The 13,552-nt window shown below is 61.1% G+C and carries 9 protein-coding genes and 1 pseudogene; 5 read left to right on the top strand and 5 right to left on the bottom strand.

Going from position 1 to position 13,552, the window contains the following annotated elements; genetic code table 11:
* Window positions 1-126: 126 nt before the first annotated feature.
* From EN818_RS17790 to EN818_RS17770, 5 genes are all read left to right on the top strand, one after another.
* Complete coding sequence (locus EN818_RS17790) at window positions 127-1,335, top strand: MFS transporter (protein WP_189523805.1); 1,209 nt, start codon at window positions 127-129, stop codon at window positions 1,333-1,335.
* Window positions 1,336-1,582: 247 nt separating this feature from the next.
* On the top strand, window positions 1,583-1,789 hold the full coding sequence (locus EN818_RS17785; protein ID WP_128314448.1) for a hypothetical protein: 207 nt from the start codon (window positions 1,583-1,585) through the stop codon (window positions 1,787-1,789).
* Window positions 1,790-1,956: 167 nt separating this feature from the next.
* Window positions 1,957-3,195: a glucoamylase family protein gene (locus EN818_RS17780; protein WP_127404839.1), complete on the top strand. Its 1,239-nt coding sequence runs from the start codon at window positions 1,957-1,959 to the stop codon at window positions 3,193-3,195.
* Window positions 3,196-3,403: 208 nt separating this feature from the next.
* Window positions 3,404-4,537: an alanine racemase gene (gene alr / locus EN818_RS17775; protein WP_135904945.1), complete on the top strand. Its 1,134-nt coding sequence runs from the start codon at window positions 3,404-3,406 to the stop codon at window positions 4,535-4,537.
* A 144-nt stretch (window positions 4,538-4,681) separates the two neighbouring features.
* Complete coding sequence (locus EN818_RS17770; RefSeq protein ID WP_135904947.1) at window positions 4,682-5,710, top strand: Ldh family oxidoreductase; 1,029 nt, start codon at window positions 4,682-4,684, stop codon at window positions 5,708-5,710.
* Window positions 5,711-5,896: 186 nt separating this feature from the next.
* On the opposite strand, the gene EN818_RS17765 is transcribed toward EN818_RS17770, so the two are convergent.
* From EN818_RS17765 to EN818_RS17745, 5 genes and pseudogenes are all read right to left on the bottom strand, one after another.
* Window positions 5,897-6,724: an inositol monophosphatase family protein gene (locus tag EN818_RS17765; RefSeq protein ID WP_135904949.1), complete on the bottom strand. Its 828-nt coding sequence runs from the start codon at window positions 6,722-6,724 to the stop codon at window positions 5,897-5,899.
* Window positions 6,724-9,671, bottom strand: a pseudogene (locus tag EN818_RS17760) (NAD(P)-dependent oxidoreductase). The gene EN818_RS17765 and the pseudogene EN818_RS17760 overlap by 1 nt, the downstream one beginning before the upstream one ends.
* A 104-nt stretch (window positions 9,672-9,775) precedes the next feature.
* Window positions 9,776-11,269, bottom strand: coding sequence for an aldehyde dehydrogenase (locus EN818_RS17755; RefSeq protein ID WP_127404834.1), 1,494 nt, complete (start codon window positions 11,267-11,269; stop codon window positions 9,776-9,778).
* Window positions 11,270-11,304: 35 nt separating this feature from the next.
* On the bottom strand, window positions 11,305-12,336 hold the full coding sequence (locus tag EN818_RS17750; protein WP_127421261.1) for a proline racemase family protein: 1,032 nt from the start codon (window positions 12,334-12,336) through the stop codon (window positions 11,305-11,307).
* 145 nt (window positions 12,337-12,481) lie between these two features.
* Window positions 12,482-13,351: a dihydrodipicolinate synthase family protein gene (locus tag EN818_RS17745; RefSeq protein ID WP_135904951.1), complete on the bottom strand. Its 870-nt coding sequence runs from the start codon at window positions 13,349-13,351 to the stop codon at window positions 12,482-12,484.
* Between the last annotated feature and the right edge of the window lie 201 nt (window positions 13,352-13,552).

The following is a 13,552-nucleotide window of genomic DNA, read 5'->3' as shown; positions in this document are numbered from 1 at the left end:
CCAAGCGCCTTCGAGTCGCGCGCTTCGCCATAATGAAAACCTTTACAAATCAGATTTATCCGCTGTAGGTGCGATTAGAAAGAGCCGTTACGACAGAGGTCGATCGAGCCTTTCGAACGATCGACGGTGTCGCTGATTGCGCGACACGTCACCGGAGACCAGACCTTGTTGGAAAGTCCGATACGCTCCTCGGGGCAGGCTGCCGTCGCGTCTCCAAATGCCAGCAGGAGCCGCACGGCGATCTTTTCGACATTCTTCGTACACGGCAGTGCCTTCGGCACATGGTCTTCGCTCATACCGACGGTCAAGGCCCGCCTTTCCATATCTGAAAGCCAATTCGGCTGGTCACTGTTCATGATTGTCGTCGGCTCGCTTTTGGCCATGCTGGCAAGTCGATCTCTGATTGCGCGTTTTGGCAGCAGACAGGTGGTTCGCGTCGCAGGCCCGATACTTCTGACGACGGTCGTCCTGGCCACGTTCACGCATGTCCCTTTCGTATTCGCCCTCGTCCTGCTGGTTCTTGGACTAGCGGGCAATACCATGGACGTCGCCATGAACGCGCAGGCCGTTGAGGCTGAGCGCTCCTCCGAGAGAGCCCTTATGTCCTCTTTCCACGCCATGTGGAGCCTCGGCGGCCTTACCGGAGCGGTTCTGGGAGGCCTGCTTGTCAAGAATGCAGGAGGCTCTCTTGGCGCATTGATTGCCGTTGTGTTGCTTTCGGCGCTTTTTGAGGCGAACCAAGGCAAGCTCCTTGCCGCAGGTCCACCTCACGGGACGGTGGCAGCCCGGCCACTCAGCGCCAAGTGGTTGCTCATCGTCGCCGGCCTGCTTGCTGGGGTGTGCATGTCGACAGACGCAGCGGTCCGTGACTGGAGCCCTCTCTACCTTACTGGCAATCTTGCGCTGGATCTCGGTTACTCGGGGGTGGGATATGGCGCATTTGCAAGTTCAATGGCGCTCTGCCGGCTGGCTGGCGATCGCGTGAGGACCTCGGTTGGGGAAAGGCAACTTCTTGCGATCTCGGCGTGCCTTGCAATCATCGGCCTTGCTATCGTGGCCTTCGCCAAGGTCGCACCAATAGCGCTATCGGGCTTTGTCCTGCTTGGCATCGGCGTGGCCAATATCTTCCCCACGTTGCTGAGCATGGCAGGACGACGCGGCGGCGCATCCGGCATCGTCGTCGTGTTCGCGACCGGGTATCTAATCGCGCTTGCTGCGGCGCCTAGCTTTGGGACGCTGGCCGAGGCAACCTCCCTGGCCAATATCTACCTGCTGCTGGCAGCCATGTTTGCACTAGCTGGAACCGCTGCGCTTCATATCGCCAGTCGAAACTGAAAGTGCGGAGCAATCACATCGGATCCCAGCGGCCCGTTAACCGCGGCGGTGGTCAATGCCGCACGCAACAGATACCACAAACTTGTTGGACGCATCTCGCGATTTCGGAGCTTGGCGGTGCAACGGCGCATCATTCAGGAGCCGTTGACAGGTTCATGTAAGCGTTTACTATTCCAGCCTTCGGGGCTTCGCCGGCTACATGTAAGCCCGTGAGTTGGCTGCTTGTTAGAGATTGCGAAGGCGCGCCATGAACTCTCAGGATCAAACGCCCGTTGTCTTGTTGCTGATTGTGAAATTTTCCTGCGCTTTTCTGGCTCTTCTCATCTTTGCAGAACTCGTCCCGCCCGCCATGTCGATGCTTGCCGAACAAAGCGCTGAACGCGGCTTGATTGCGCAGGCGCAGTCTTCAGCGGCTGAACACTACCTATCAGCACTGCTCGACAAGACGCGGTAGCGGATGGCGATCCCGATCTTTGAAGCACGCGCTGGCGCGTTTTCCAGGTAGGGCCTTTCCTCGACTGGCACCGGGGACAGAGATCCCCAGTTTTGGCCAGACGGCCCGCAAACGACTATCATCCACGCCCACTTCCCTGATGCAGCCCCTTCCCGACGCCCCAACGGATGAAAGACCTCAGTGACCTGGCAGACGAAGCGCTGTTGGAAATTGTGCAGCGTCAGACGTTCGGATATTTCTGGGACGGCGCGCACCCCGCAAGCGGCATGGCGCGCGACCGACAGCGGCTTGCGCCCCGGTCCGAGAATGACCTCGCTGCCATAGGCGGCACGGGTTTCGGGGTGATTGCCATGATCGTGGCCGTCGAACGCGGCTGGATCGCTCGCGATGACGCGATCGAGCATCTGAGCCGCATAACCCTTTTTCTGGAAAAGGTCAGCCGATATCACGGCATGTTTCCACACTTCGTCAATGGCCGGAGCGGGAAGACCATCCGCTTCGCTCGCAACGACGACGGTGGTGATTGCGTGGAGACGGCCCTGTTGTTCCAAGGCCTGTTTTGTGCGCGCCAGTACTTCAGCCGAAAGTCTGTCGCGGAAGTGCGCTTGCGAGAGCAGATCGGTCGGTTGTGGCGAGCAATCGAATGGAAGTGGTACTGCCGCGACGAGGAAATGCTCTACTGGCACTGGAGTCCTGGCTGCGGGTGGGCGATGAATTGCCCCGTCTCGGGATGGAACGAAGGACTGCTGCCTTATGTGCTGGCAGCTGGCTCTGACACCCACCCGATCAGGGCCAGCGCCTATCACCGGGGGTTCGCCCGCGACGGCCAGATGTGCAACGGGAAGAGTTTCTACGGCACGACGCTTCCACTTGGGCCGGACTATGGAGGGCCCCTGTTTTTGGCCCAGTATTCATTCTGCGGGCTCGACCCCCGGCGCCTGAGGGACCGATATGCGCATTACTGGCAACAGAATGTGGCCCATACTCGCATCAATTACGCACATTGCGCTCGCAACCCGCACGGGCATTCCGGCTATGGCCCCGATTGCTGGGGACTAACCTCGGGCCACGGCCCATATGGCTACGTTGCGCACGCGCCGGACAATGACAGGGGCGTTATTACTCCAAGCGCAGCCTTGTCCAGTCTTCCCTACGCGCCGGTGGAATCCATGCGGGCGTTGAGATGCTTCCTCACAAAGCCGCTTCATCGCATCTGGGGAATTTTTGGATTTGTCGACAGCTTCAGTGAGAACCTAAGTTGGTTTGCTCGAACCTATCTGGCTATAAATCAGGGGCCGATCATAGCGATGATCGAGAACCACCGTAGCGGGCTGATCTGGGAACTCTTCATGAGCGCGCCTGAGGTGCGCGAAGGCTTGAGCGTGTTGGGCTTCGTCGAGATCTAAGCCGTCTGACTGCGACATCCACAATGAATTGGCGAACGCTGCGCCCGAACCCAAACGGGTGTCGTTCAAGGCGATAGCAACGGCTGTGCCCGTAGCATCGCCAAGAGCGGCTGAGCGGATTCAGCAGCTCAAAAAAAGTCATAATTCCCATTGAGCTGGAGAATGTAAACGTTTACAAAACTCCTACGCTAAAACGGGCTCGTCGATCATGAATGGAAGTCATTCCTCACCCTCCGGGCAAGCACTTCAAGGCCTGGTCAACCAGGCCGAGATGGTCGTCGATCTTGAAGCTGTGCGAGAGAACTACAGGCGCTTATGCGCCATCGCTGGGGGGGTCGATTGCGCGGCTGTCGTGAAGGGCGACGCCTATGGGCATGGCATGATCGCGTGCGCGATTGCGCTGCGGCAAGTTGGCGCCAAAACCTTTTTTGTGGCAACTGCCAATGACGGCGTGGCGCTTCGAACCGTGCTCCAGGGGGCAACGATCTGTGTGCTGGGCGGCTTTCTGCCCGAAGAAACCGAGGCATTTGTCGGTTCGAACCTTATTCCCGTCCTCAACAGCCGCAACCAGATCGAGGAATGGCACAGGGCAGCGAATAGGATCGGGCGCCCCCTCGACTCGATCATCCATTTCGACACCGGCATGAACCGGCTTGGTCTGCTTGCGGACGATGCCGCGTGGCTTCGCGAGAACTTGTCGCTGCTCTCGCGAATTCCGCCCCTCCTCTATATGTCCCACCTCTCGGCTGCCGACGATCTCGATTTCGACCGGTGCGAATTCCAGCGGAAGGCTTTCCTGAAAGCAGTCAGCGGGCTGCCTGCAGCGAAGCTGTCGCTGGCCAATTCGGCTGGCGTCTATCTGGGAGAGAACTATCTTTTCGGCATGGTGCGCCCTGGCAAGGCGACGTTCGGGATCAATCCGCTGACCGGCCGGAAAAACCCAATGTTGCAACCAGCCAGCGTGATAGCCCCAATCATCCAGGTCAACACGATGAAGCGCGGTTCGCCGGTCGGCTACAGCTCGACATATCGGCTGGTCGAGCAGGCTAAGATCGCGACCGTCGCGATCGGCTATGCCAACGGCTACTCCCGAGCCGGTTCAAGCCGCGCCACGGTCTTTGTTCAAGGTTTCGCAGCCCAGGTTGTCGGCCGCGTCTCGATGGATCTTCTGACAGTGGATGTCTCGGCCGTTCCAGACTGGGCGCTGGTGCCGGGGAGCCCAGTTGAAATTCTTGGCCCCAATGTTCGCGACCACGACCTCGCGAAGGCCTGCGGGACGATTGAGCACGAGGTCTTGATCTCACTTGGCCATGGTTGCGCGCGCCGTTACGTCAATGAATAGCTCGCGCCATGGTGTTGGGTGCCCTAGCATGGATCCGCTCCCAGGCCGTGCCAGGCACTCGGCCGCCAATGGGCACCTGGCGTGCTCGTTGGCGGCCCCGAAATCACAGGCAGCGGGACGGGTTGCTGACAACTCGTGATCATCATGAGAGACCCGCCCTCAGACGAACCCCCTATCTACCGCAGCTTCCCCGATCTTGTCGCTACGCTCGAATCCATTCTGCTGCGCAACGGAACGTCGGATGCGGTCGCTCGCGTGCTGGCCACGAACTGTGCGAGCGCCGAACGCGATGGTTCGCAAAGCCATGGCCTGTTCAGGATGACCGGTTATGTGAAGAATCTCAGGAGCGGCTTTGTCGACGGCCGCTCCGTCCCGAACATCCGCGACGCGGGGAGTGCCTTTCTCTACGTCGACGCGGGCAACGGATATGCCAGACCGGCGCTGGAGTCGGCCATGCCGCGAGCCATCGGCAAGGCCCGATCGGCCGGCGCGTGCGTGCTAGCGATCGGCAATGCCCACCACAACGGGCCACTTTGGCTTGATGTCGAGCCATTCGCCGAAGTCGGCCTGGTCGCGATTGGCGTCGTCAACAGCGTCACTTATGTCGTCCCTCATGGCGGTCGCAAGCGGCTCTATGGCACAAATCCGATGGCCTTTGCCGTGCCGCGGATGGATGGGCAAGTGCTGCTGTTCGATCAGGCGACAGCGGCGATGGCGCATGGCGAGGTGGCGGTCGCCGCGCGCGAAAACAAGCTCCTTCCCGAGGGGATTGGCCTCGACGCCTCAGGGCTGCCTACCCGCAGCCCGCAAGCGATACTGGAGGGTGGAGCGCTGCTCCCGTTCGGCGGGCACAAGGGCTCGTCCATCGCCATGATGATCGACATTCTTGCCGGAGCGTTGACCAGCAGCAACTTTTCCCATCAGGTCGACTGGTCGGCTCATCCCGGCGCGGAATCGGCTCATACGGGCGAAACCATTATCCTGATCGATCCGACCAGGGGAAACGGCTCACTGAGGATGTTCACGCAACGGATCGAGGATCTGGTCGCAGCGATGGCCGACGCCGGACAGACGCGCCTTCCTGGCGAACGCCGACTTGCCGCCCGCAAGTTGGCAGCCGAGCGCGGCATCGCCATTGCGCCCGCGATGTGGAAGCAGCTGATGGTCCTGTGAGCGAGCGGCCAATCGAACGATAGTCGTTGCGGTTACCGAGTCACCCAGACAAGCAGATACATGGCCGCTGTCGCGACAACCACCCAGAACCAGCCCCATAGGCGGGATCCCCCCTCGGTTCGGCTGCCGTTGCTTTTTTTTGGCACCGCGTCGTTGCCACACATTCCCAAATCTGGTGGCCGTCGTTCAGATGTCATTGAGCACCCGCAGCGCTGCCTCATGCAGGATGGCGTTTGCCGATGCCAGGATGTTTCCACCTCGCTCCGCGCGGCCCCCGTCGAAGCGGGTGACCACGCCGCCGGCGGCCTCGATGACCGGGATCAGCGCTGCGATGTTGCAGGCTTGCAAGGAAAGTTCCACGCAAAGGTCGATCTGGCCGGCCGCGAGCATGGCGAATGCGTAACAGTCGCCGCCGTACCTCGTGAATTTGACCGACGAGGCGAGTCGAGCAAAGCCCCTGCCCGGACGGCGTGCAAAGGGTTCAGGAGAATTCGTGTGGCAAATCGAGTCAGACAGGAGCTGAACTCCACTCGTTCTCAAGACAGTCTCGCCAAGGGCGGAGCGACACATCGATCTCGTTCCATCGGACCAGAAGCATTCCCCGGTTTCGGGCTGGCTCATCATGCCCATCGTTGCGCGGCCATTTATCGTGAGGCCTATCAGGGTCCCCCAGACCGGAAGGCCACACAGGAAAGCTTTTGCACCATTGATCGGATCGATGACCCACTGGATCGGCCCTGATCCTGACGGCCCGAATTGGTCGCCCAGCATTGCGTGCATTGGATAGTCGGCGGCTATGGTCCCGCGGATGGCTTTTTCGGCCGCGTGAGCCGCCTCGCTCACAGGCCCATATGCGATGTCGGTCGTGTTCTTGGCATTATGCGACCCTCTTGTGCGAAATCTCGGCAGCGTCTCGGCGGCAGCCGCATCGGCCAGCCTGCGGAAGAATTCGAAGTCCGGCAGCGCCTCGTCGTCCCCTCGACGGGCAGCGCCAAGCGAGAGGCGCGCCTGCATCAGAGCCCCCTCTCCTCAAGAAGGCTATTGAGGCGCGCGCCGGTTTCCACCAGCTGACTGCCGTATTGCGTGAGAAGGGATTGCTGCGCCTCTGTTTCGGCACATGACAAGGCACCGAATATCGCGGCAAGTCTCTCGCTCAGTGCCCTGCCTTCCTCCAGCGTTGGCCGGTCGGCAATGACGGCGGCAAGCTGATCGCGCGAAGGCTTTCCGATGCCGGGAACCGTGCGGGATCCACCGTCGATGTAGCCCGAGGGCAGTTCGCCCTTGCGGTTGACAATCCGACGGTTGAGAATAGCGTCGAGAATCTGATCGACGGCCTGTTTGGCGCCGGCCACTCGAGAGGGTGATCGGTGTCGGCGGCCGCGTGCGGCAGAAGCTCCAGCTTGCCTGGAAACTTGAGAGCCAGCTGACGATACGGGACCAGCGGGCCGACGAAGGAGGATGTCTGGCCGTCGAAGAAGATGTCGGCGTCGACCGCGACATGGCGGACCTTTCCGCAATCAAGGGCGGCTGCCAGCGCCGAAGCATCGATGATCTCTCCGCGGTCGTAATTTATGACCACGGCACCATCGTTGAGAAGTGAGAGTATCTCGCCGTCGATCAGTCCCACATTTGCGAAGCGTCCTCGAGCTTGGTCGAATGCGCCGAGGCCGGTGTGGGGGCTTATGAAGTCGGCGCCACGCGCGGCGTCCTGAAGCGTCGGTGCATATTTGAGGCCCTCGGCCTCTATCCACTCGCGGTGAATTGCGCGGGCATGCACACAGACACGCATGCGCAACGCCTTGCAAAGCTTGGCCAACTCCCTGCCGATATTGCCATATCCAATGATGGCGACCTTCTTGCCTTCGATCTTTTCGGTAGGGAATTCGCGGAGGTTCCTCGCGGTATCGAAATGCCCGTCGACTACCCTTTGATGCAATTCATCGACGGGAAGATCGGGAACCACCTTCAGCATCGCCTTGAGCGCCATCTGCGCCGTGGCCCGGCTGTTGAAGCTTGGCGTGTTCATCAAAGGCGCAGGGCCGCCGCCGTTGGGTCCTCCCCAGGATCTGGACTGCATGTTGCCGGTGCCCGCGCCGATGCGCACGCCGCCCTCTGAAAAGACCGCTCCTTCCGGGATTGCCGTAGCTGCCGCAATGACGGCGTCGTACTGACCTTTGTCGGTCTGCTGCAGGATCTCGTCGGCGGTGCTTAGGTCCGGCTGATAGGAGAAATGGACGCGGCCCGGCTCAAGCGCTTCACGGCAGACAGCCCCAAGGTGGAAGACGCCTCCCCTTGCCTCCATGTGCGCGCGCACCTCGCTATGGTCAGGCGTGCCCTCTGGCCCAAATCGCAATCCGATCGGATCAGCGACAAGCACGGTATAGGTTCGGCTGGCATTGCCGTTGCGGCCGCTCTCGATTGTGCTCGGTGACGAAGGAAAGCGTTCTCCGAGCTTGGCGAGTTCCTCCTCGATCACCGCGACCTTGGCCCTGAGATAGGCATATTGCAGATTGTCCAGCAGCGCGACGACATCGTCTGGGGCGCGAACCCCACCGATCCAGGCGCGATAGTCGCCCGGCGTGCCCGGGAACGCGTTGACGTAACGGGCCACGTCTAGCCCGGGCTCGTGATTTCCGTCAGGATGGGTGATCCCTTCGTAGCCAAGCAGTTGCTTGGAGCGCGCAATGATGCGTGCGTGCAGACCCGAACTCTCCAAGGCTGGGTCCACCACCTCCAACAGCGTCACAGCGGCGCCGCGGCGTTCAGGCTCGGTGACGCTGAGCCGAAGCACCGGACTGCGCGACACCCAGTCGTTGATGGCGTCCCGATTGGCTGTTGAGCGTCGATTGAGATTCTCCACCGAGCCGAGCCGCCTCTCGGAGCGCAGTAGGCCGAAAGTCGTCTCTGCGAATGCGAGCGCGGAGTAGGTATTGATAACGCCGCCCAGCATCTTGTCGCCTTGCGGATCGTAAAGCGGTCCGACCGCGACCGAGCGATCGCCGCTCAAAGGCCGTTTGGGGTCCGCTGGCACAGCGATTTTGAGCTGGCGAGGAATTGCCCAGGAAGGATCCCGCTGGTTGCGCTCGATCAGCCGCAGCGCTTGCGGCGTGAACGTCGCGACAAAGTAACCGGAGACGCCGCCGATCGCCTTCTGGAACGGCATGAACATGCAGGTCCTTGCCAGAAGTTCCCGCACGACGTGGTCGCCCCAAGGCATTGCTCCAAGCAGCGATGTGGCGTCCAGGACGGCGTGATGGTTTTCTGGGTCGCTGCGGAGCCATTCCAGGAGGTTGGAGATATCCTGCGATGTGTAGGTGGTGGCGCCAGTCGTTTCATGACCGACGCCGATGAAGAGTTCGATCCCCAAGCCGCGCAGATAGCCGGCGGATGGAATGGTCCCTTCTGTTGGCGAGAAGTGTACGCGCCGTTCGTCGCCTCGCTTTGAATAGCGATGCAGTTCGACAAGCTGGGCACCCCAAGACTGGCGGAAGAAGCCGCCGGAGCCTGCCGCTTCCGATTCCGGCGCTGGCGTATCGACGTAGACCCCTTGCTTGTCGTTGCTCGCGTTCATCAGGTGCATGACGCAAGCGGTGAAGCCGCTATGTCCTCCTCCAAGTCCGACCGCCATCTGGTTCGACTTGGGGAACCCGAAGTAGCGATGTATCTCGCGCATCATGTCGAGCAGGATCTTGTCGGCCGGATAGCCGCGATGCATGCTGCGGCCGATCTCCGCGGTGGTGAAGGGGCCGATATCGTTGCCTCTGTCGTCGAGCTTCCTGTAGTTGCGTTCCAGCCAGGCATCGAACTCGAAACGCAGGAGCCGCGCATCAACCTCGTCGGCGGTGAGGTCGGTGATGGGGCCGACGCCAAAAAATGGGTTGGCGGTTCGCCTTGGGCGCCCGGCGGCCGTCAGCCGCAGCGCGGCAAGCCGCTCTGCCCTTAGCGTTTCTTTGGACGTCATCAGCCTACCTCAAAGCAATGGGGATCCACCTGCGAAGCCGCAGGCGCGTTCAGTTCCCGATCGGGAATGTGCTGGCCAGCGCAGACGCTGGCCAGGCGATGTCGTCAGCGCAGTTGGATCCACACGGCTTTCGTCTCCGTGTACTGATCGTGCGCGGCCAGGCCCTTGTCCTTGCCGCCGAAGCCGGACTCCTTGTAGCCGCCAAACGGCACGGCAAAGTCACCTTCCGAATAGCAGTTCACCGAAACAGTTCCTGCGCGGATTTGCTTGGCGACGCGGTGGGCGGTGTTGAGATCGTCGGTATAGAGGGACGCGGCGAGGCCGTAGTTGGTGTCGTTTGCCAGGCGCACCGCCTCAGCCTCATCCTTGAAAGTGATCACCGACAGCACCGGGCCGAAGATTTCCTCACGGGCGATCTTCATATTGTTGGAAACACCATCGAAAATGGTCGGCTCGACGAAGCTGCCGCCCGTACCCGCCAGTATCTGGCTTCCGCCCAGGGCGATCCTGGCGCCTTCCTTGCGTCCGGTTTCGATGTAGGAGAGCACCTTGGCAAGATGCTCCTGCTCGATCATGGCTCCAATGCGCGTTGTGCGCTCGAGCGGGTCGCCAACAGTCCAGGATTGGAAGACTGGCTTCAATTCCTCGAGCAGGCGGTCCTTGATGCTCTCATGGACGATGAGGCGCGAGCCGGCCGAGCAGTTCTCGCCCTGGCAGAAAAGAATCCCGGTCGCGACGTTCTCGACTATCGGAGCGAAATTCCTGACATCGCCCATCACGATGGCAGGGCTCTTGCCGCCGCATTCGAGGATGATGCGCTTCATGTTTGAGTCTGCCGAATATTTGAGGAATAGCCGACCCACCTCTCCCGATCCCGTGAAGCTGACGCAATCGATGTCTCTGTGCAGGCCTATGGCCTGACCGGCAGTCGGTCCCAGGCCAGGAACGACGTTGAACACGCCATCAGGTATGCCTGCCTCGGATGCCAGCGCCGCCAGCCTGATCAATGACAGGGATGTCTGCTCGGCCGGCTTCAGGACCAGGGAGTTGCCCCCGGCCAGGGCGGGCGCCAGCTTCCACATGGCGACGAATAGCGGGAAGTTCCAGGGGATCACGCCGCCGACGACGCCGATCGGCTCGCGCACGATCATCGACACGACGTCGCGTGGCGCCGGAGACACCTGGTCGTAGATCTTGTCGGTCGCCTCCGCATGCCAGCGCAATGTCTCGATGGAGTCGGGCAAGTCGACATTGATGGAATCGTTGATAGGCTTCCCGCAGTCGAGCGTTTCGATGAGCGCCAGCTCGGCGCTGTGTTTCTCGATCAGATCCGCAAAGCGCAGCAGGACTTTCTTGCGTTCTCGCGGCGGCAGGCCCGACCAGGTGCCGGCTTCGAAGCTGCGGCGCGCCGCCTTGACCGCGAGATCGACGTCCTCCGCCCCGCCGGCAGCCACGTTGGCCAGCAACTTGCCTGTTGCCGGATTCACCGTCTCGAAGGTCTCGCCCGATTTGGCCGCGACATAGGCGCCATCAATGAAGGCCCTGGTCTCGAATTTCAGTGTCTTGGCTTCGGCGTGGAAGTCTGTGTGGACATTCATGTTAAACTCCTGCGGATCGCATTGAAGGGTGTCGATCAGGCGTTAGGCCAGGTGTCGGAAAGCGTGTATCCGGTGGGGAACGGATCACTCGGATCGAGCACGAACTGGTGGAAGCCGGTGATCCAGGCCCGCCCGCTGATCGCGACGGAGACGGCATCGACGTTGCCCACCTTGGAAGTCTGAAATATCTCGCCCTCGAACTTTGTCCCGATGATCGATTCGTGGATGAATTTTTCGCCGGGCGCGATCTCGCCGCGGGCATGGAGGAGCGCCAGCCGCGCGCAAGTCCCGGTGCCGCAGGGCGAGCGGTCGAGGCGGCCAGGCGAGACGATCACGCCGTTGCGCGATGACTTTACCCCGTCGCTGACCGTGAGCGGACCGGCGAAAAGTGTCTGGTTTATGGTGTGAATTGCAGGGTTCTCGGGATGGATCGAAGGCAGCTGCTCAGCCGCCGCGCGCTTGATCTTTTCCCCGACGTCCGACAGGTCGCGCGCTTCCGATGGCTCGATCGCGAAGCCGCAGTCGCCTGCATCGACGATCACGTAGATCATCCCGCCATAGGAGACGTCGACGCGAAGAGATCCAATGCCAGCGACCTCGATCATCCGGTCGCGATGCAGGACGAAGGATGGCTGGTTCCGGAACTTCACGCTTTCGCATTTTCCGTTGCGGCATTGCGCCTCGACCTCGATCAGCCCCGCCGGCGCCTCGAGTGTCAATTTGGTGACGGGCTCCTGCATGGCGATGACGCCCGTCTCAAGCAGCACGGTGACCGTGCAGATGGTGTTTGTCCCCGACATCGGCGGATAGGACGCCGGCTCGATGATCACGTACCCCATCTGGGCGTCGGGGTGAGACGAGGGCAGGACCAGGTTGGTGCAAAGTGTGACTTTGCCGCGCGGCTCATGGAGAAGGAACGCGCGAAGATCGTCGCCCTTTGTCTCCAGCCAGCGCGCCTTTTCGAACATCGTCTTGCCAGGGACGTCGATGACGCCGCCGGTGATGACGTCGTTGGGCTCGCCCTCGGCATGGGCGCCGACAACGTTTATCATCCGCGATAACCGCATGTGTCGTCCTCCTTGTTCAGTCGCTTGCGAGCGTTCCGAGGTGCGGCCGAATGACGACCGGTGAATTGCCAAGCATGCCGCAGCGGACCGGCGGCATCCAGGCCCGCCCCGGGGAGACGGTGTCCCCGGGGCAAGGGCGCTCACCTCAGGCGGCGGCGTCGAGGGCTTGGTCGACCAGCTTCACCTCCGCCTCGGTGAGCGGCAGGACAGGAAGCCGGCACTCGCCGACGGGGCGTCCCGTCTTGGTGCTCGCTGCCTTGGCGACGGGGTTGAAAGGAGACGTCCAAAGCAGCAGCGACAGCGGGCGCAGCTTGAGCCAAAGAGCGGCCGCCTCGGCGAGGTTCTTGGCTTGAACGAGATCGTAGAGCTTGACCAGCTGCTTCGGTACGGCATTGCCGGACCCGGTGAACACGCCGGGCGCGCCGCTGACAAGGCTGTAGAAATTCAGATAGTCGCAACCGTTGAACACCTTGGCGCCCTGGGCCGAGAGCTGATCGATGCGCATCATGTTCGACGTGCTGTCCTTGATGTATTTGACGTTGTCGATCTCACTGAAGCGCTTGAAGACGTCAGGCGTGATGTCGAAGCCGGTATACTGGGGAATGTTGTAGACCATGATGGGGGTCGCGACGGCCTTGGAAATCTGCTCGTAGTGGTAGCGCACTCCCGGTTCGCTCGGCCCCTCGAAGAAAGGCGGCAGGATGAGCAATGCGTCCGCGCCAGCGTCCCGCGCGTGCTTCGAGTTGTCGATCGCGTCTTCGGTGCGCAGGGCAGACGTCTGGACGATAAGCTTGGCCCGGCCATTGATCCGCTTGCCCGCGATCTCGGCGATGCGCCGCTTCTCGGTCTCGGTGAGGAAAGGAAACTCTCCGGTCCCGCCATTCACGGCGATGATGTGAATTCCCGCCTCGATCAGCGAGTCGATATTTGCCGCCAATGCGCCCTCGTCGAGCGCAGCGCCATTGTCCTTGAATGGCGTGCAGATCGGCACGCAGATGCCTTTTAGTTCACTCACGTCTTTGCTCCTTTTGCGCGACTGATTGACCGTTGAACTTGCGGCGCGACCTCATTCCGCATGGAATGACTCGGTCGCCGCAAGCTATAGATTTCGCTGTATACTTCCTGTTAGCCACCAGCGGTCCGGAACCACATTGCTAACCATGGATTTCCATAGTTGTAATCGTTTTCATGCCGTAGATCAAGCGATTGCTGCATT

It is taken from the genome of Mesorhizobium sp. M3A.F.Ca.ET.175.01.1.1, assembly GCF_004791945.1.
GTDB lineage: Bacteria > Pseudomonadota > Alphaproteobacteria > Rhizobiales > Rhizobiaceae > Mesorhizobium.
This window is presented reverse-complemented; position numbering and strand designations above follow the sequence as displayed.